The sequence below is a fragment of the Paenibacillus marchantiophytorum genome (assembly GCF_014640555.1).
In the GTDB taxonomy this organism is placed as follows: domain Bacteria; phylum Bacillota; class Bacilli; order Paenibacillales; family NBRC-103111; genus Paenibacillus_E; species Paenibacillus_E marchantiophytorum.
Genome location: NZ_BMHE01000006.1, coordinates 226,610 through 247,689, shown reverse-complemented (window position 1 = coordinate 247,689; position 21,080 = coordinate 226,610). Strand labels below are relative to the sequence as shown.

Annotated in this window: 12 protein-coding genes; all 12 read right to left on the bottom strand. The window is 49.5% G+C overall.

The genetic code is table 11. The features are described from left to right. Window positions 1-1,493: InlB B-repeat-containing protein (locus IEY34_RS09135; RefSeq protein WP_189010512.1), on the bottom strand; the 1,493-nt coding region annotated here is incomplete at its 3' end. A gap of 276 nt (window positions 1,494-1,769) precedes the next feature. Continuing rightward, a complete protein-coding gene (locus IEY34_RS09130) occupies window positions 1,770-2,594 on the bottom strand; it encodes a carbohydrate ABC transporter permease (protein ID WP_229757540.1) in 825 nt (274 codons plus the stop codon). Continuing rightward, entirely contained in the window at window positions 2,591-3,439 is an 849-nt protein-coding gene (locus tag IEY34_RS09125; protein WP_229757545.1) for a carbohydrate ABC transporter permease, read from the bottom strand. The genes IEY34_RS09130 and IEY34_RS09125 overlap by 4 nt, the downstream gene beginning before the upstream one ends. Before the next feature lie 117 nt (window positions 3,440-3,556). Beyond that, window positions 3,557-4,867, bottom strand: a complete 1,311-nt coding sequence (locus IEY34_RS09120; protein WP_189010511.1) for an ABC transporter substrate-binding protein — start codon at window positions 4,865-4,867, stop codon at window positions 3,557-3,559. Window positions 4,868-4,998: 131 nt separating this feature from the next. Beyond that, window positions 4,999-6,063 carry a response regulator transcription factor gene (locus IEY34_RS09115; RefSeq protein WP_189010510.1) on the bottom strand — a complete coding sequence of 355 codons (1,065 nt, stop codon included), beginning with the start codon at window positions 6,061-6,063 and terminating at the stop codon, window positions 4,999-5,001. Beyond that, window positions 6,060-7,850 carry a cache domain-containing sensor histidine kinase gene (locus tag IEY34_RS09110; protein WP_189010509.1) on the bottom strand — a complete coding sequence of 597 codons (1,791 nt, stop codon included), beginning with the start codon at window positions 7,848-7,850 and terminating at the stop codon, window positions 6,060-6,062. The genes IEY34_RS09115 and IEY34_RS09110 overlap by 4 nt, the downstream gene beginning before the upstream one ends. A 129-nt stretch (window positions 7,851-7,979) precedes the next feature. After that, window positions 7,980-11,012, bottom strand: a complete 3,033-nt coding sequence (locus tag IEY34_RS09105) for a glycoside hydrolase family 2 TIM barrel-domain containing protein (RefSeq protein ID WP_373291204.1) — start codon at window positions 11,010-11,012, stop codon at window positions 7,980-7,982. Beyond that, window positions 11,013-13,634: a DUF5054 domain-containing protein gene (locus IEY34_RS09100; protein WP_189010505.1), complete on the bottom strand. Its 2,622-nt coding sequence runs from the start codon at window positions 13,632-13,634 to the stop codon at window positions 11,013-11,015. It abuts the gene before it with no gap. 1,117 nt (window positions 13,635-14,751) lie between these two features. After that, window positions 14,752-17,802, bottom strand: a complete 3,051-nt coding sequence (gene lacZ / locus IEY34_RS09095; protein ID WP_189010503.1) for a beta-galactosidase, LacZ type — start codon at window positions 17,800-17,802, stop codon at window positions 14,752-14,754. Window positions 17,803-17,854: 52 nt separating this feature from the next. Beyond that, window positions 17,855-18,679, bottom strand: coding sequence for a carbohydrate ABC transporter permease (locus tag IEY34_RS09090; RefSeq protein WP_189010501.1), 825 nt, complete (start codon window positions 18,677-18,679; stop codon window positions 17,855-17,857). Then, on the bottom strand, window positions 18,676-19,554 hold the full coding sequence (locus IEY34_RS09085) for a carbohydrate ABC transporter permease (protein WP_189010499.1): 879 nt from the start codon (window positions 19,552-19,554) through the stop codon (window positions 18,676-18,678). Before IEY34_RS09085 ends, IEY34_RS09090 begins: the two co-directional genes overlap by 4 nt. Window positions 19,555-19,665: 111 nt before the next feature. Continuing rightward, the gene (locus IEY34_RS09080) at window positions 19,666-20,973 is read right to left on the bottom strand and encodes an ABC transporter substrate-binding protein (RefSeq protein ID WP_189010497.1); all 1,308 of its coding nucleotides are present in this window, start codon (window positions 20,971-20,973) and stop codon (window positions 19,666-19,668) included. Window positions 20,974-21,080: the final 107 nt, after the last annotated feature.

The window sequence follows — 21,080 nt, the reverse complement described above, 5'->3', positions numbered from 1 at the left end:
CACTGATAGCTCAGCGTTCCGCTGTCGCTCACCGTCGCCGCTACACTCAAGCTCGGGCTGCTCGCGCCTTCGTTCACCGTTGCTCCTGTCGGTTGCGTGCCGATGCTCGGCGTGGCCGCGTTGGTCGTTGTCCACTTCACGTACAGTGTCACGTCGGCTAAGTTTATGCTGATGGGGGCACCTGCCACGTAATCCATTCCAGTTCCATCCGCCTTCGTGTTCCAACCCGCGAACGTGTAACCCGTCTTCACTAGGCTTCCCGTGTTGCCCAGAACCGTGGCCGTATCTCCCGATTGATAGGTGGCGCTGTCCGTCGGCACACTTCCGGACGCAGCGCCGTCGCCGTCATACGTCACCGTATATGTCACTGCAAGCTTCTTGACGGTTGCTTTACTCCTCTTCTCATCATCCAAATACACAACATAGGGCGTGCCGCTGCTGTCAATGGCTATACTTGTATAATCTGCAATACCCGCCGAAAAACCGGCGGAGCCTGCGTTCTCCCACAAGCTTCCGTTATATTTCATAACGGTTGCTTTACCGCCGTTACCATAATCCTTATACATAACATAGGGCGTGCCGCTGCTGTTTATAGCTATACTTGTATAATCTACAACACCCGCTGAAAAACCGGCAGATCCAACATTCTCCCACGAGCTTCCGTTATATTTCATGACGGTCGCTTCTTCGCTGTTCAACAAATCCTTATACACAATATAGGGTGTGCCGCTGCTGTCGATGGCTATACTTGTATAATTTGCTCCACCTGTCGCGGAACCTACATTCTCCCACAAGCTTCCGTTATATTTCATGACGGTTGCTTTATTGTTAACCCCATCCTTATACACAATATAGGGCGTGCCACTGCTGTCGATGGCTATATTTGTATAACTTGCACTTCCTGCCGAAAAACCGGCGGAACCTACATTCACCCACGCGCTTCCGTTATATTTCATGACGGTTGCTTTATTGCTGTTCCCCCCATCCTTATACACAACAAAGGGCGTGCCACTACTGTCGATGGCTATATTTGTAAATTCTGCTCCACCTGCCGAAAAACCGGCGGAACCTACATTTACCCACGAGCTTCCGTTATATTTCATAACGGTTGCTTTAAAGCTGTTACCAGCATCCTGAAACAGAACAAAGGGCGTACCGCTGCTGTCGATGGCAATACTTACATTAGTTGCATCACCAAAACCGGCGGAGCCAACATTCACCCACGCGCTTCCGTTATATTTCATGACGGTTGCATTACCGCCTCTACCCCCATCCCTATAAACAACATAGGGCGTGCCACTGCTGTCGATGGCTATCCTTGTATAAGTTGCAGCACCTGCCGAAAAACCGGCTGAGCCTACTGTGACCCATTGTTCAGACGCAGCTTGGGCAACCATTGGCGCGCCCATATTGGGTACGCCCGACAAAAAAATCAACATTCCCAGTATAATACTTACTAATTTACGATAAGTCTGCTTTGCTTTTCGATTCATTTACAACTCGCTCCCATCAATAACGATATGGTACTGTATACGTTTTTGGATTCAACTTTATCGTTGTTTTACTCCTCTTAGCTTTAATAAATTTCAAATCATCACTTTTAAAAGTTTACTAAAGCCAAATAAAAGAATAATGAAAGAAATGACCAGAACTAGAAAAAAACCGCGTAGCATCAAGCCTTCGCGGTTTTTTTCTACTGACTTATTTATTTCTGACGGCGAACCTTCTCATCAATGAATCGTATAAGTGAGTTATCGACATATGAACACTTAGCCCTTCACCGCGCCTTCCGTAATTCCTTGGATGATCCAGCGCTGGAAGATCGCGAAAATAATCACGATCGGAATCGAAGACAAGATCAGCGATGCGAGAATAAGCGACCATTCACGGCTATATTTGCCGAAGAACATATTGATTGTCAGCACCAGTGTATATTTGTGGAAATCCGTCAGCATCAGGACAGGCAGCAGGAAGTCGTTCCACAGCCACAACAGGTTCAAGATAACGATAGTAAAGGTAATCGGCAGCAGCAGCGGCAATATGATGCTGAAAAACGTTTTGACTTCACCGCAGCCATCTATTTTTGCGGACTCGTCGAGCTCGCGCGGAATCCCCTTTACGAAGCCGTGATACAGGAACACCGCCATGCTGACGCCAAGACCGGCGCACACGATGCCGAGACCGAACGGCGTACCTTGCAATCCGAGGTTTTTGGCCATTTTCGTTAAAGTCACCATAATCGTTTGGAACGGAATAAGCATCGACGAAACGAACAGCATGAAGATGGCGTTGCTTAATGCGCCCCGTGTACGCGAAAGCTTGTAACCGGCCAGCGAACTGCACAGTACGATGCCGCAAATCCCGGTCACGGTTACAACAACCGTGTTCAAGCCGCTCTCTAGCATGTTCGCTTTCTTGAACGCTTGCACGTAGTTCTCAAAATGGAATTTCGTCGGCAGGCCGAGTACGGAAGCGTACATTTCTCCCTGTGTCTTGAAGGAGTTCAAGATCGCCATATAAATCGGGAATAGGAAGAAGCAGGCCACAACGATCAGCACCACAAGGGTTGATACGGAATACAGCCGTCTGTTCACGCTTCCACCTCCCTTTTCTTCATGACGGTAACTTGAATCAATGTAATGACAAGTATGATGAGGAACAGGATAATGGCTTTCGCGCTGGCATAGCCGTAGCGGAAGTTTTGCTGATAAGCCTCTTCCAAAATGTTCATAGAAATCACCTGTGTGGCCCGTGCAGGACCGCCTCCGGTCAAAGCGTAGATCAAGTCGTACACTTTAAACGAGTTGTTCAGGGTAAGAAAAATACAGATTGTAAGCGCATGCGCGATCAGCGGCAGCGTAATGTAGCGAAGCATATGAAAAGGGTTGGCGCCGTCGATAATGGCGGCTTCTTTCAAATGCTGCGGAATGCCTTGAATCGCGGACATATAAATAATCATCAACGTTCCGATCCCACCCCAGACGGAAACCATAAGGATCGTCCAGAAGGAAATGTTCGGATCGCCAAGCCAGGAAATATCCAGAAACTTCAGAGCCGCAAACCGGGACAACGCCGGCATGACTTTGGTAAAGACAAACGCCCACATAAAAGTACTGATAATGATACTGAGCATGCTAGGCATGAAAAAGATAGTCCGGAGCAAGCCTTTGCCGCGGCTGCGCGATTCAATCATAAGCGCCAGCAAGAGCGCGACGGCATTTTGGAAAATAACTGCAAAGACCACGTATTTCGCTGTAAACAAAATCGAAGACTGGAAGTTTTTATCGTCGCTGATCGCTTCGATAAAGTTCTGCAGGCCAACAAAACTGTAGTTTTTATTCAGTCCGTCCCAATTTGTGAAGCTGTAGTACGAGCCCTGCAGCATAGGAATGACGAGAAACGTGACGTACAGGACAAAAGCGGGAAGAACGAACAGGATTAAAGATCTATGAGTCTTAACAAGGCGTCTTAGCACGGGGCTCACTCCTTAGGAAAATCCGTGCCGTGCCCTGATCTTGTACATTCCAAGCAAGGCACGGCAGCTGTTATCCATTCTTTATTTTTTGTTAGCTACAGCGTTAGCATTTTTCCACGTTTTATCCAGATCCTTAATCACGTCGTCAGCCGTCATTTTTTTGCTAAAGTAGGCTTGAAGCGCTTTTCCCGACTCATCTTTAACAGCGGCTGGGATTTGCGGATCTTGATAGGATTGTCCTTTATTGACATAAGCGGACGCATCTTCAACCCAAGGATACGGTTTGAACGTGTGAGCTTTGGACACCGGATTGAATTTCAAGCCTTGGTACAGCGCATTGGATGCTTGGTCGTCCAGGATGAAGTTCAGAAGGTCGGCGGAAACTTCTTTGTTTTTACCGCTCGAAGCCATCGCCAGGGATGTCGATACGGACACGTTGATCAGCGTGGAAGCCGGATTGTCGTTCAGCGGAAGCGGAGCAACCCCGAAATCGAAGCTGCTGTTCGCTTTCAGCAAGCTGTCAGCATCCCAAGGACCTTGTACCCACATGGCCGCTTTGCCGGCTGCGAAATCCGCAGCGCCGTCGTCGTTGCCAACCTCGAATACGCGGCCGGTTCCGTTGCTGTTCACGAGGTCGATGATGCCGAACATATCTTTCAGCTCGGCGAAGCTGCCTTGATCTTTGTTCATGCGGTCAACAAACCCTTTTTGAGTGGAGTTGCCTAGACCGCCGACAGCCAGAGGCAGGAACAATTGCGGAATCCAGCTCTCTTTGTAGCTCAGCATGAATGGCGTAATTTTGTTGTCGTTCAGCTTCTGCACGACAGCTTTCATTTCCGTTAATGTCGTAGGCGGTTTCAGGCCCAGATCACTAAATATTTTTTTGTTGTAGAGGTAGCCCCACGCCAAGCTTTCCAGCGGAACCGCAACGACTTTGTTGTCGATCGTCACGAGCTTGCGGATGCCGTCAATCAGCTTGCCGGAGAACGGCTGGTTCGTCATATCTTCCAGGAAGCCGGCTTTGTAGTAATCCGGCACATCGTTCACCGCGTGAAGCGCGAATATGTCCGGCACGTCGCCTGTAGCCAAGCGCGTTTTCAAGATTTGTGTTGCATTTTCAGAACCCGGATACTCGGTATTGATCGTAACTACGATGTTCTTCTCTTTCTTTTCCTTTTCGGCGAACTGCGCGAAGTATTTGTCGAATTGGTCGCGGAAACGGTCTAGACCACCCAGGAATACTTTCAGTTCGACTTTTTTCGCAGGCGCGTTCGAACCGTTTTGATTCGAAGTGCTGCCAGAGTTATTGTCTTTTGTGCCTCCGCCGGAAGAGCAAGCGACGGTAGATCCCACCATTAACATGGCCAAAATCATAGTAAGTGTTTTTTTCATAGTGTTTAGCCTCCCCTTGTTTTGATAGCGCTTACTATCCCTGATTATATAGAAGAAAGCGGCCCCAATCATTCAACAGAAGTAGCGTTTTGAATTGGACATTTGTGATATCGCTTTCACTATTATGATAATTAGCTGCCTTGTCGAAACTGGATGGGCGTCACACCTGTTATTTTTTTGAAAATCCGATAAAAATACGTAATATCCGAATAACCGACAGCTTTCGCAGCGTTCTTGATCAAGACCGACGGGTCCTGCAGCAGCTCGCACGCTTTCTCGATCCGTTTGGAGACGAGGTAATCCATCACTGTCAGGCCCACTTCCTGCTTGAACGTACGGGACAGATGCTCCCGGCTTATGAAAAACTGGCTGGCGATCGTGCCAAGACCGATAGGCTCCGCGTAGGAATGATCGATAAACTGCCGGATTTCGTCAATTTTGACTCCGACTTTATTTTTCCGCTGATAGATTAGCGCCTCCAGACTGCCGGAGAACGCATCGGACAAGACGGTAATCCAGGCGGAGAGCGGCGTATTGTCCGATACGAAAAAGGTTGCGGCCCACGACTGGGCGTTCGGCGTCAACTCGCTGCCAAGCAGGTCCGCCTGTTCCTCCAGCAATTGCATGAATTGCTTGTACAGCGAGTTGCTGACACCGGGTTTCAAGGGTTCGTGCTCCTTCAGCGCCGCCTCCAGGTGCTTGAAACTGATACTGATCGCCTCCGGGTTCATTTCATGAATGTACCTGACGATCACACTTCTCGTCTCCGTAACGACCTTGAGCAGTTGCTTGTCCAGCGGTTGGGCCGCGTGGATGCCCTGTGCCGCCCGCAGCTCGCGGACTGCTTTCTCCAAAGCGCGATTCAGCTCTTCCGGCTTGATCGGCTTGAGCAAGTATTCGTCGACCTTGGACAAAATCGCTTGCTTCATATAGGAGAATTCATCGAACCCGCTGATCACGATTTTGCGGATATACGGGTACTCCTCTGTCAATTTTTGCAGCAGACGCGTTCCGTCCATGCCTCTCATTTTCATATCCGTGATGACGATTTCCGGGTGCAGCCGCTCCACCATCTCCAGCCCGCTCAGCCCATCCTCGGCTTCCATCACCTGATCGATACCGAACCGCTCCCAGTCCGCCAAATGCCGGATGCTGTTCCGAATCCAAAACTCGTCGTCGATAATAATAGCCTTCATTGCAGTAGCTCCTCTCCCCTGCGTATAGCCGGGATAATCACTTTGACCGTCGTCCCGTCCCCTTCTACGCTTGAGACGAACAATCCGAACTCTTCCCCAAAAATAAGTCGGATTCGTGAATTCACATTGTTAATTCCCATGCTTTCGCCCAGCAGCTGCTCATCATTCGTTTGTTCAAGCTGCCGCTGAATATCTTCGAGACGCTCGGGTTCGATCCCAACACCGTTGTCCTCGATGCTGATTTCAATCTCATCCACCACGCGCTCGACTTTGATCAGGACACGACCGCTCTTCATCATCCCTTCCAGCCCATGAACGAAGCAATTCTCCACAAGCGGCTGGAGCGTGAATTTGGTCATGCAATAGTCTTCGCAGCCCTCTTCCACATCGAGCTCAAATTCGAGCATGTCCTGAAAACGGAGCTTCTGAATATGCAGATAGTTGCTGACATGCTCCATTTCATCGAATATTGTCACCAGTTCGGACTGCATTTTGATCGTATACCGGAACAAGTCGCTGATCGCTCGAAGGTAATCGTAAATCTCCGGTACTTTCCGGTCAATGGCTACGCCGCCGATCGCTTGCAGCGAATTGTACAGAAAATGCGGATTGATTTGCGCTTGCATCGCCTTGATTTGCGCCGTACGCGTCTCGATTTTGCTTTTGTACTCAATCTGGATCAGTTCCTTGATCCGCTGCAGCATCGAGTTGAACCGCCGCTCCAACGTCCCGATCTCATCGCTTCGAATATTATCGAGCCCGACGTTGAAATTTTGATGCTCGACCGCTTTCATCGACTTGGTCAACCGGATAATCGGCTTCGTCGTGAAGTAAGCGATCAGCACAGAGAGCAGAATGGCCGCCAGGATCGAAGCAACCGCCGTGTAAAAGCTGAAGCTCAGTGTAGTCGCGGCGCTCTCGGTCACGTAGCTCATCGGGACGAACTTGACGATCCATATCTGACCCGAGACGGCAGGTTGGAAAAATAAAATGCCTTGCTTGAGCTGAACGTGCCCCGGTGCCGCAGAGTCCCCTATCGCCTTCTTCAACGTCTCCGGGTCCATCGAGACTTTGGCGCCATACGGATTGTACATCGTGTTGCCTTGGGCATCCACGATCAGCACCTCGCTGTTCGCTTCCGAGTGAATCATGTCCATGACGTTGCCCATCATTTTCCACCGGACTTCCAGCAAAACACCGCCCAACACTTGCAAATTCTCAAAACGGTTCATGCTGCGGGCTAAAATAAACGTGTTCGGCGGCACATTCACAACCTTATTGACGCTCTGTTGGGTCTTGGCGATCTCCCCCCAATTGCCGATGGACGTATCCAGATTGTCCGTGAAGCGTACCGCGTCTTTGTCCACCACATACAGGCGCTGTTTTTCATTCAAATACAAAGAAATCCGCACGATGTTGTTATTGTTAGCCACATACAGCGACCTTAATTTCTCCTCAATATCAAAGTTCCCCATATTAGGACCCTTTATGTCGCCTTCATCTTCGCGGCCGGATGTTGGGAAAATAGTGTTGTCCAGCAGGAGCGAATAGGCAACCGAATGAAGTTGGCTGAACTTCTCGTCAAAATACTGAGACGCCCAGTTCATTCTCGATTCATTGGAACGGATAATTTCCGAGCTTAAAGACTGCTTGGTCGTCTGCGCCGCAAAAAAAGTCACGGTCGTCAAAGGTAAAATAGCGATAATCACCATTAATATCATCAGTTTGTACCGCATGCTCATCTGAAACGGAGCCATAAACCACCGCTTCATTGTATTCATCGTCATAGGCAGGTCCCCCTTATCCCGGCGTCCGTTGCGCCAACTACAAAAAAGAGAGCGCCCCGGCGACAGCGCCTGCCCAGGCTTGAAAATCCCGGTCAGATCGCTTGTTCAGGGAAACGCTCTGTTCTAAAGCTACTTGTCCGTCAAAACGGGCCGCAGCCGGATGGCAAATGCAAATTCTTTTTCTACCAAACGATAAGCCGGCAGCAGATCCGGGCCGCAGGAATTGGAGCCGGAACCACTCATTTTGTAATCCAAATGGAGAATCGTCTCTTTGCGCTTCGTCAATTCGTGCGGGTGACCGGCTTCTTCCAGTTGCTCCGGCGTATAGTGAGCCGCATTAAAGGAAAATTCGTGGTCGCCCTCGATTTTCAGCCCCATGCCGAGCGCATTCGTGACCAACAGCCACTCCGTACCGTAGCGGGAGCCGTTCTCTTGCGGCATCAAATAATTTTCAAACAATTGATCGACCGACGCCGCATACTTGCCCTTGCGGACACTTCGGCGTTTGTCGATATACGATTCGTGCGGGCCATTGCCGAAATACTCGACCGCTTCGTAGCCTTGCGGCATCGTAAGCTGTAAGCCGTAGCGCGGCAAGAAAGGATAATCCTCCCGTACCTTTACTTGGTTATGAAGGGCAATTTCCCCAGTACCGTCGACGGTCCAAACCGCCGTTCCGTGCAAAATCGGGTACTTGTGGTAACCGCCCAACGAATAACGAACTTCAATTTTCACAAATATGTCGGCCGTCTCCACGACCTTTGCTTCGTAGACGTGGATTTGAGCGCGTTCGTACCCATGTTCCCGCCACTGGGATTTCACGTTGCGGTCATTGTCCATCGGCGCTCTCCAGATCGCGAACTTGGTCGGCTCGCTGATCATCTGCACGCCGTGCTTGGAGATGCGGACGAACGCGCCGCCAATGAGATCGAACACATACTCGAAGTCGAAACCTTCCAACGTCACGCAGTCATCTTCCTGAACGACGCTGATCGGATAGATTGGAAGCAGCTTCTCCGCTTCCAGCCTTGCAACCGGCAGTTCGAACTGCTCGAACGTCACCTCATGCCCTTTGGCCGACCAGAACGTTTCTTGCTTCTGCTCCAGCAGCAGCGTCAGAAAGTAGCGTTCGCACGCCGCTTCCGGGAAGCTGTAGCCCAGCGTAAGCGTCTGCGTCTGATGAGGACCTGCCGCAAGTTCGGTGACTTCGCCCTGCTGTACCGTCTCGCCGTCCTTCTCAACTTTCCAGAACAGGGAAAGATGCGAGAGGCCGATAAAATCGTACAGGTTAGTCAAACGAATACGGCCCTGCTTCAAATCGTCGGCTTCGATCCGCACCGGCGCAATCACCTTCTTCAATTCGAGCAAGCCCGTATGCGGCGTGCGGTCCGGGTAGACCAGGCCATCCATACAGAAGTTGCCGTCGTTCGGCTTGTCTCCGAAGTCGCCGCCGTACGCGTAGAACGGCACGCCGTCCGGTGTCTGCGTTGTCACGGAATGATCGCACCATTCCCATACACAGCCGCCCATGAGCTTCGGATATTTGTAAATGACATCCCAGTATTCCTGCAAATCGCCGGGGCTGTTGCCCATCGCATGGCTATATTCGCATAGAAACATCGGCTTCGCAGCTTTTTCATCGCTGGCATAAGCTTCGATCTCCTGCGGCGACGCGTACATGCGGCTTTCCATATCCAGACAGGAAGTGTCCGGATGGCCTTTGTACACAGGCGCTGCGCTTTCGTAATGAACGGGGCGGGAAGCGTCCCGGCCTTTCGTCCACCGGGCCATCGCGATATGGTTCACATCGTACCCAGCTTCATTGCCCATGGACCAGATCACGACGGACGGATGGTTTTTATCCCGTTCGACGAGCCGCTGCGCACGGTCTACAAAAGCCCGCTCCCACGCCGGGTTCCGGGTGAGCTGGTGAATGTCCGCTCCGTTGCCGCCGTCCCCGCCCGTGCTGAGCCCGTGGCACTCCAGATCGGCTTCGTCCACCATATAAAATCCGAAAGTATCACACAAGTCCAGGAAGCGCGGATCGTTCGGATAGTGCGCCTCCCGAATCGTGTTGATGTTATGCTTTTTCATCAGCATCAAGTCCTGAATCATATGGGGGTACGGAATCGTCTGCCCCAGCTCCGGATGCGAATCGTGGCGATTGACGCCCTTGAGTTTGATCGCCTTGCTGTTAATGCGGAATACACCATCCGTGATGTCGATTTGGCGGAACCCGACGGAGAAGTGAATCACTTCTTCGCCACTCGACAAGAACAATTGGTACAGGTACGGAGCTTCCGCGTTCCACAGCACGGGGTCGTTAACCGCCAGCTCGATTGAGCCTTGGCCGTCTACCGTCGCGGTTCCGCTCGCCACCGGGTTGCCGGCCGCATCCCGAAGCTCAGCCTGCACCCGGCTTGCGCCCACCGTCTCAATTTCGCTGCGCAGCACGGCGCGGCTGAAATCAGCGGACAGCTCCTGCTTGTTGAACACGTCCCGGATATGCGCTTCATCTCGCGCCAGCAGGTACACGTCGCGGAATATGCCGGAGTATCTCCAGGCGTCCTGATCCTCGATGTAGCTGCCGTCGCACCATTTGAGCACCAGCACGGCCATGCGGTTTTTACCCGGCCGGACAAACGATGTCATATCGAACTCGGCGGACATCCGGCTGCCTTGGCTGTAGCCGACAAATTGGCCGTTCACCCAGACGTAGAAGCAGGAGTTCACGCCTTCGAACACGATCCGCTTCGCTTTGCCTTCCCAATGCGGCGCCAGGTTAAATTCCCGGACATAAGCTCCTGCCGGATTGACATTCGGCACAAACGGCGGATCGCATGGAAATGGATAATTGATATTCGTATACTGAGGCTGGTCGTAGCCGTTCACTTGCCAGCAGGAGGGGACGAGCAAATCATCCCATGCGCTGACATCCGCACCCTCCAGATAAAAACCTTCCTCTACCTCTCTAACACTCGTATGGTATCGGAATTTCCAGTTTCCGTTCAGCGTCTGGTAGAAAGGCGATTTCCCTCTCGTTTTCGCCAGAGCGGTTTCGGCATCGCGGTAAGGGATATAGTAGGCCCTAGGCGCCAGCCTGTTCACTTCCAGCACATTTAAATCTTCCCAATACTTCTCGATCTGCTTCAAGTCAATCACCTAGCCTCTATTATTATGTTCAATGAATTGCAGCTTGATCGTTATGATTTCCTTCGGTGCAAATTTTACTGCAAGACGGCTCGCCGCCTCTGCGCGGACGTCCAGTTGCGCCTCCGGCTCTTCCAACAAATTGCAGGCATGCGCCGAAGCCAATTCGCAGGCGAATGCCAGTTCGGCGTGATGCGGCTCGTTCCAGGCATTTTGAAGGCGCAGCACATAGCCGTTGCCGTCTTCCGCCACTTTGAATGCCAGCAGCACGATGCCTTCGGTGCCCGCTGTCAGCAGCGAGGAGCGCGCAGCGCTTCCTTGGAAGCCGCGTACCGTTTTCACTGGGTGGCTCCACTGCTCGAGCTGCTTCCAGATTTCGCCTTGCTGCCAGTCGCCCTGGTGCAAGACAATGCGGAAGTTATACGTGTAGCTGCCTGCCATCCACTGCGGGAAGTTCGTGCCCCATTGGTTGTTGAACAGGTTAAAGTACAGTGAGGGACGCTCCGGCTGATACGACTTGCTGTAGGTGAACACACCTTTCTCCCCGATGGAGAATAGCGGCGTATCTTTCGCCAGGACGGCTAGACCTGCCCCGCCATCCGTCACATCGACCCAGCCGTCCCCGCAATGCAGGCGATGGTTGGCGCCCCGAACGATATCCTGTGTCGGGTCTACGACAGCACCCAGCTTCTGGAATCGGTAGCCCGGCTCCCCGGCTTGCAGATGGAAGCCGACGAAGCCTGCTTCGGCGAAAGCCGTGGCCGCTTTGTCGTTCAGCTCCAGCTTGTAGTCGAAGAACGGCTGATCTGGCTCCAACTTGAGCAAGATCGCGACGCTTTGCGCATTGCCGAACTCGGTGCGGCTTGCCGCAGGCGTGCTGAATGTCAAGCGGATCGTGCCGGCTGCAGCGTCATTGGCCGTTTCCAGACTGTCCAGCTTCAGACCGAATTGCTGGTGCCCGATGCGCGGATAGCCCGGCTTGCCAAAATCGTTTACATACCAGTCCATCAAATCATAGGCGTAATCCTTCACGAATTGAAGAACCTCATCTTTGCCGTAAACATCGTATTCATAGGCGCCAAAAGGCACGCCGGGGGCTGCCCATTCCTTGCCGCGAACCTTGTCGAACAGGCGGCAAATCTCGCCCGTTGCGGCATCGACTTCGATCCGCAACTGCGCATTTTCCAGCACCGCCTTGCCGTCCTCGGTACGGGCGATCGCCACTGCGGCTTCGCCTGCGCCAGACACGTCCTGTGGTTCATAGATATACGTGCGGTAGCCGCAAGGCTCCAGCAGCGGAATCCGCACTTCGCCGGACGCTTGCACTGGCAAGCTGTCACCGGTATTCTGATCGACCAGGCGACCACCCGACACATTGTCGAGACGAACGAGCTCGTTCGTTCTTGCCCAAGACGACGGGTTGAAAATCCCGATCACCGGGGATTCACCTTGCTGGGCGCCACTTCGGAACGGTGTGATCCGCTCGGCAGCCGCCCGAGCCATTTTTACGTAAGCGCGCTTCTCATCCCAAGACAGCTCTATCTTGTCATAGGTTTCGGGGAACGCTTCCCGGTCCCGTGCCATATCTTCCTTCGTAAACGCCCGCATGCTGTTCCGTCCCGGAATCAGCAGCAGCTTAACGTCATGGCCCCACGTATGCTCGCCGAACAGCAGCGATTCACGATACGCCTTGTCGATATCCGCGCCGAATGCGCCTGTCGCTTCGCCCTGCTCCCACTGTTCCAGCGCAGCCATGACCTCCAGCGTCGTCGTCTCGCTGCGCAAGCTTCGAACCTCGGACACTTCCTGCGGATACGAGCCGATTCCGTGAATCCACGTGTCCGCTAGATCCTTGCGCACGACCGGGATATCCGTGTAGCCTCTGCTCAGGAAATCCGCGGCAAAGTCATCCATCGTGCCGATGACCACCCGCGTATTTGGATACGACGCCTTCACCGTTTCAAGCAGTTCGGTCACGACCTTGCTGTCCTGCGGCCCGATGTTGTCATGCGTCTGCAGCAGCGCCATCCAGACCGGATACTCCCAGTCGTCCGGCGGCAGCAGACTTGTGCCGTACTCGCCTTTGGAGTAGAACGTCAGCACCTGTTTGCCGTCCGGTCCTTCCCAATTGAACAGCCGCGGCACCTCGACAGGCTGCGAGCAAGCGTTGACTCCGATGTGCAGGAACTCGATGCCTGCGCCTTTGAGCAGTGACGGCAGCATCCAGGTGTGGCCGGGCACGTCCGTCATTTTGGCGGAAATAACCTTCTTGCCGAACTTCTTGCCGAGGCGCGCCGACATGTAGAGACCACGAATCCATTCTTCCAGTCCGCAAAACTCCGTATGCGTCGTGAAAGGAAGACCGTGCCAGCTTAGCTGCCCGTCCACGACCAATTGCTCGATCCGCTCCCGAATGCCTTCCTCGGCATGGATCAGCGTCTCGTCCAGTACCCATGAAGGAACCGTCCATACAAAGCGGTGTCCGGGTTCAAAATGCTTCGTTCCTTCACAGATGGTCAAAACGTCCTTTGCCATATCCTGCGTGTACTGCTTGACAATATTGCTCGGCAAGTCGGTAAAACCGAGGTCAACGTGCGTTTTAAAGACTACATATATCGTATCTAAAGGCTTCATAAACTACTCCTCCAATGATGCTTCTCTCATCTAATCGTTTTGTGGTGATGCTGCTGAATCAAGTTCTGGTCCTAACCGTTTACACCCGGTGAAGGTCCAAACTGCGCGCAGCGGTTGCAGAAAAGGAAAAAAAACCGAATCATCCTTCTGATCCGCAGGCTCCGGTCTTTGTGGCCTGTGAAACTCTTCAATTAATAAATCGACGACCAATTTTTTCTCATATGCTCCATCGGCTGCACTACCGAAGTCAGAGGAGGATCAGTAAGACAAGATCGTTTTGTCAAAACTGACAATCGAGAGCTGCTCCGGGATATAGATATCCAGCTCCCTTGCGGTGCGCTGGTCCTGTTCTCCAGGTTGGTTTCGACAAGAAGTTAAGCGCTTTACCTTTCGTGATAAAATTCATTTGCCATGTTTTTGGATGAAATTGTTGTCCTTGATTGGATTATATTGATCTAGCGACCACATTTAAGTTAAGCGCTTAACCCAATCTTACAACATAACCTGACTCGGTTCAATATGCCCGCCAAAAAAAATATACGGAATGATTTTGGCTCTCCGGTTCCAATTTCTTTGCGTTCTCGAATAGTATGCCAGACCTGTTTGATGCGGTCTCGTAACGTTTCTACAGCGTCTGGTTCTTCCATATTATAATGCCTTCAGCAACGTTTGCAGCGGTTATTCATGGAACTTGAGGCAAACCCAAGCCCCCTAATGAACTCAATAACCTCTATTCGGCCTAAATCGCTCATTCTGAAATTCTAATGAATTCCTGATGCCCTATTTCAAGCAAATGATCACCTTTCCGCCTAAAATTTGCTCGATAGCGTTAATCCAGTTCATTAATTCTCCAAAGTAGCCATTTTCAGGTCTATAAGCATCCTACAGTTCATTAGATGCACTTTGAGACCGCCCCCTTCCCTAAAGCGAAGTCTGCGATGGACGTAAGTAAATAAGGGGAAAGCATCGCTCACCCCAAACCAAAAAACATAGTAATCCATAATGATACTCTGCATATCCTTCAAACGAGCGGCCATGCATATGATAAGTAAAGGACAGGCGAATAATAATTCGTCTGTCCTTTCTGCTCTTGAATGTTGAATGGCTCAATAAAATATTACGAAGGTACGTTATGACTTATCAAGAAAAACTCAAACTGAATCTCTTGATGGGATGGAATCTGATATTCCTCATGGACAGGCGCACCCCAACTATCATCCCCGCCAACACCCATCTGTTTGCCAGCAACGGTCACAACGGTATAATGAACCTCCGGCAGCTCAAAAGCATGATCCGCATGCTCAAGTTCAAATGCCGTATACGGAGACAAGTTGCACTCTACAGGTGCTAATGGGTCAGACTGAATCGATAGACCAATACCAGCCACATCCGTTACATTCACACGGCGTACGCCTGTACGATTGCCAGACTCCTGTGGAACCAGATAAGGCGTAGGCAACTTATCCACCTGACGGCTAAATACGCCCAAACGAGCACCGCATTTGCGGTCGATATAATTTTCTTCAGGTCCCATCGCATACCACTGCGATTGATTATAATCCGCAGACATCTTGAATGATACAGCGAGTATCGGTAGATTCGGCAGACCCGCTGCACCCTTGTATAGCGTATTCACGCGAATCGTTCCGTTCGCTAATACCGTGTATGCAATGCGAACGCTAACTTCAGCGCTGATGCTGAAGTTGTAATCAAAAATGACAGTTGCTGAACCCTTTTCTTGCTGTAGTTCCCATTTGACGCATTTGCGCGCCAGACTGGCTGCATACCAAGCTCCGGCCGTATAGCTCATTGCGGTTCCTTTATCATTATCCGTGGTTGCCCTCCAAAATAAAGGAGCAGGCGGCGTAGCTATCATTTCGCGACCCTCGTATTTCAACGAAACCAGCGATCCTACCTGTTTCGAGAAAATGGCAATGAAACCTTTGCCTGACACGCTCATGTTGACATCACCTTCAACGACGACGACTTCGCCGGAAGGCTGCTCAACCTGACGGCTTGCCCCAACCACAAACGTCGTTTCACCAAAGGTCGTCTCAAATCCAGCATCAGCCCATAACGCAGCTTCTCTTAGAACTAAAGAAGCCTGAATACAGTACTCACCTGGCGTTCCTTCTACATTCGGCAGCTCAATTGGCAGACTGAATTCGCTCTGAGCTTCGACCTCGATATTGGCTTGCCCCGCGGTAATTTCTTTTCCCTCATGGAACAGACGGTACACAAGCACCAAATCATCTGTATTCGCAAATAAATTCTCATTCAAGATGTTAATATGAGTTCGAGTTGGTTCCAGCTTGATATTTTGATAAAGGAATTTCACTTCCTGCATTTTAGGCGTGATTTGACGATCTGCAAAGACGAGACCATTGCCGCAGAAGCTGTAATCGGTTGGACGATCTTTGAAATCCCCGCCGTACGCCAAAAACTCGCGGCCATTTCGGTCTTTTTTCACAATCGCCTGATCGATATAATCCCAAATAAAGCCGCCTTGATACATTGAATATTTGTTCTCAAGCTCCGTATATTTATGAAGGCCTCCCACGGAATTCCCCATAGCGTGCATATATTCACAGCTAATGTACGGTTTATCCGGCTGACTATTGAGATACGCCTCAATATCCGCTGGCTTCGCATACATGCGGCTTTCCATGTCGCTGGTCGCCCCATAATGGCGATCGTAGAAAACACCTTCGTAATGAACTAGTCTCGTAGGATCCGTTTCGCGGAAATAGTTCGACACATTGAGAATAACTTGGCCGGCATACGATTCATTGCCGCAAGACCAAATGAGAATCGATGGATGATTCTTATCCCGCTCCACCATCGAAATCGCACGATCCATGACAATATCTTGCCACCCCATATCGTTACCTGGAATATTCCAAGAAGGTTCAACAGCGCCCATCTTTTGCCATGAGCCGTGCGTCTCTAAATTCATTTCATCAATGACATAGACCCCGTACTCGTCACAAAGCTCGTACCAAAGTGTCTGGTTGGGATAGTGTGACGTGCGCACCGCATTAATGTTGCTGCGCTTAAGTGTTTGAATATCCCACAGCATATCCTGCTTCGTGATCGCTCGTCCGCTGCGGCAGTTAAATTCATGTCGATTGACACCTTTGAACACAATGCGTTTCCCATTGATGCACATCAGCTTGTCTTTCATCTCAAAACGTCGGAATCCTGTCTTCTGAACGATAGCTTCAATTAAACTTCCGTTCTCATCGTAAATGGAGATACACGCGGCATATAAATAGGGGCTTTCTGCACTCCAAGGCTGAACAGGACCTGCTGAAAGGTTAAAGATAAGGTTGCCTTCGCGAAACTGACCTTCTTCGGAGAGGCAAACATTCCCCTCAGCATCCTTCAGTTCAAGTTTAGCACGGACGGTTTCCATATGTTCATTGCGAAGCTTGAGTTCAATCTCAAGCAGCCCTTGCTCATAGGCATCGTCCAAATCTGCCTTCACACGCATATCCCATACATGCACCTTAGGTACTGTGTACAAATAGACATCGCGGAAAATACCCGATAACCGCCAGAAATCCTGATCTTCCAGCCAGCTTCCTGTGCTGCGCTGATAAACCTCAACAGCCAGTTTATTCTCTCCTTCTCGAATATGGGGCGTTAAGTCAAATTCGGCAGGCGTAAAGCTGTCTTCGCTGTAACCAATAAATTCGCCATTAAGCCAGACATAGAAGGCCGATTCCACACCTTGAAAGGAAATATAGATGGGCTTGCCAGTCATCGTATCCGGCAGTTCAAAATTTTTCACATAGCTGCCAACTGGATTATGCTCTTGCGAAATGTGCGGAGGACGAAGCGCCTCTACACCATCCCACGGATACATCGTGTTGACATATTGCGGGTCTCCCCAGCCTTGAAGCTGGATATGACCAGGCACCTGGATATGCTCCCAAGCGCTGCAGTTATACTCCATCTGATAAAAAGGCTGCACACGACTTGCGGGGTTAACCGCATAGCTGAACTGCCAGCGTCCGTTCAAGCTATGCCGCATGTCCATCGGTGCACTCGCCTCCGCGGACGCCATGGAATGATAATAACGATGATCAGAATGGGCTTCCAGCCGGTTCACTTTGAATACACATACATCTTGAAGCCAATCAAGGCTTGGTACCGAATGTTTCATTGATCTATGCCTCCCGAAAAATAAGACCCGAGAAGGGCCTTCGAATTGTACACTATTTTACAGATCCTACCATACCCGCAACAAATTGTTTTTGCATTAAGAAAAATACGAGCGCTGTCGGCAGTGTTGAGATGACAATAGCGGTCATGATCACCCCAAAATCCGGCGCATAACTCGAACCCAAATTGGAAATCAACAAAGGAATTGTTCGTTTCTCCGGTGTTTGCAAGACAATAAGCGGCCACAAGTAATTGTTCCAGCTAGACATAAAAGTAATGATAGCGGCAGCTGAATACGTTGTTTTCATAGTCGGCATATAGACACGGAAAAACAATCCTAATTCCGTCAATCCATCAATACGCCCAGCTTCCAGAAGCTCCTTCGCAAACATTTTCGTGCTTTGACGGAAGAAGAAAATGAGAAACGCTGTCGTAAATGTCGGAAGGACAACCGCGTTCATCGTGTTGATCCCGATAAATGGAACTGTACGCGTTATGCTGGAAAACATCTGGTAAAGCGGAACCATCAACGCCGCGAACGGAATCATCATGGAGACAAGCAATAAATTAAACACGATATCTTTGGCTTTGCTCTGATAGATTTCAAAAGCATAGCCAGCCAGCGAAGCAACCAATAAAGCCAAAAGGGTTGTAGTTAACGAGATCTTCAATGAATTCCAGAGTGCAGGAACGAGATTAATGGAGTCTGTTAATTTATGAAAGTTGTCCATGAAATGCGCTCCTGGTAACATTCGGCCCTGCGTAACGTCCACAGACAGATTCGTGGAACTAATGACCATCCATAGGAATGGAAAAATGGATATTACAGCCACAGCAAAAAGGAAGACATAGATGATTGTACGTCTTAAAGCTATCATTTTTTATCACCTGCCAATTTGATTTGAAGGACAGATAACACAATGATCATGACTACAACCGAATAGGAAACCGTTGCCGCATAGCCAAAATCAGGTGTGTATTTAAAGGAAAGATTGTAGATGTACTGCGATATGGAGAGGGTAGCATTACCTGGGCCACCCTTCGTAATATTCATAATCTCATCGAACAATTGCAACGTACCAATCGTCGAGGTAATGGACGTGAAGAGAACAATTGGCTTAAGCATTGGAAACGTAATAAAGAAAAACTGTTTGATCGGAGAGGCTCCGTCAATACGGGCTGCTTCATAAATAGAGCTATCAATGTTTTGCAATGCGGAAAGGAAAAAAATCATATTATATCCTGTCCAGCGCCATGTTATGGCAAGGATAATCGTAATTTTCGCCCAGAAAGGATCGGAAATCCATGCAATAGGCTGTCCAATCAAGTGAATCTTAATTAAAGCCATATTAATCAAACCATCGTTGCCAAACAAATATTTGAAAACAACGGAGTAGGCAACAAGTGAAGTCACGCAAGGCAAGAAAATAGCTGTACGGAAAAAACCTTTGAAACGAAGCTTGCTGTCATTCAACAAGACGGAAATCATCATGGACAGAATGATCATGACCGGCACCTGGATAATCAAATAGATAAACGTATTCTTAACAGCAGTGATGAATGTCTTATCGCTCAAGAGCCGCTTATAGTTGCTGATCCCGTTGAAATGTAGATTAGCACCCGCACCTGTTTTAAAGGAAAGCAGCAATGCCTGAATCATAGGATAAAAGTAAAACAAACATATCATTAATACGGCAATAGCGATAAACATCCATCCCGTAAGCTTTGCACGGCTACGTATCGAGTAGTTCATTAGATCCAAATCCTTCCTATTCATAGCGATTAAAAATTGAAACGCTGTCCTCTTCTTTGCATATTTCGCAATTCAGAGGTCAGCGTTCATAAGGTTAATGGGAAGAGAAACTTATTTAAGTTGGGATTCTGCTTGGGATTGTGCATCACTGAATACTTTCGCGATGTCTTTGCCCTTCAGGTAGTTTTGCATCTCAACTTTGAGAATATCTTCAATCGCATACGTATGCAGACCATAGTTGACTTTTGGAATTTGAGCCGTCCATGTTGCGAAATCAGAAATCACCTTTTGACCTCCGAAGAAATCGTCGGCTTTCGTATAGGCTTCACCTTGCGCAGCAGGTTTATAAGTACCAACAACCCCTACGTCTGTAACTAATTTTTGATACAAATTCACATCAGAACCAAGCGTTTTTGCAAGGAAATCAGCAGCCGTATCTTTACCATCACTGTTCAATACATACCAGGAGCTTCCCCCAAGGTTGGATGCGTTCACAGAACTAGCTGTGTTTTTCAACTTAGGAAAAGGAACAACTGCCCATTTACCCGATTGATCTGCTTGTGATTTAATGGATGGCGTAATCCAGTTACCTGTTGGAACAGAAGCAACAGCACCGCTGTTGAAACCAGCAAGGAAGGAGTTCCAATCCGAGTTGATTTTCACAATATTCGCGTTCATGATTTCTTTGTATGTCTCGAAAGCTTCTTTCAATACTGGGTTGTCTTTGAGGTCCGGTGTGGTGCCATCACTTTTCAGATACCAAGCGCCAGCGGATTGAATCATCATACGAACTAAACCAAGATCATTGGGATCCTGCGTCAGCAAATCTTTACCTGTTTTTGCTTTAACAGCTTTACCGACTTCAATGAATTTCTGCCAGTCTATATTTTTCAGATCATCGACCTTATATCCTGCTTGTTCCAAATAATCTCTGCGCACATATAGTCCTGTTACGCCGGAATCAAAGGGTACACCGTATTGTTTGCCGTTCAAACTTGTTGGACCCAACTTGTATTCAGCGAAATCCGATGCCTTAATGGATGCGGACATATCTGCAAATGCATCTGGATATGTTTTCAAGAAGCTTTGTGCACGATAATCTTCAATTAATACAACATTCGGCAGACCGGACTTTGAACCGGAGTTCAAACCCGTATTCATCTTTTGAATAATGTCATCTTGCGCATATTCAACAACATTGATTTTCACATCAGGATGATCCTTGGCATAGGCATCTTTCGCTAGGTTCATTGCTGCAATATTAAAGTTCTTATCCCATGCCCAAACTGTAATTTCCTTACTCGTGGTCTTCGCACCGCCGCTAGGCGTGGTCGTTGATGATGTGTCAGACGAATTACTTGAACATGCCGTCAAAAGCAAAAAACTTGCAAGTAAAACCGTTGAAATTTTCTTCTTCATGTGGTCCCCCTTGATGATTTGAATTTGTAAGTGCTTACTTATAGATAATATCATTTGGGCAAATCGTCTTGTTAGAACGAAATTTACTGAAATTAGCGTTTTTATTG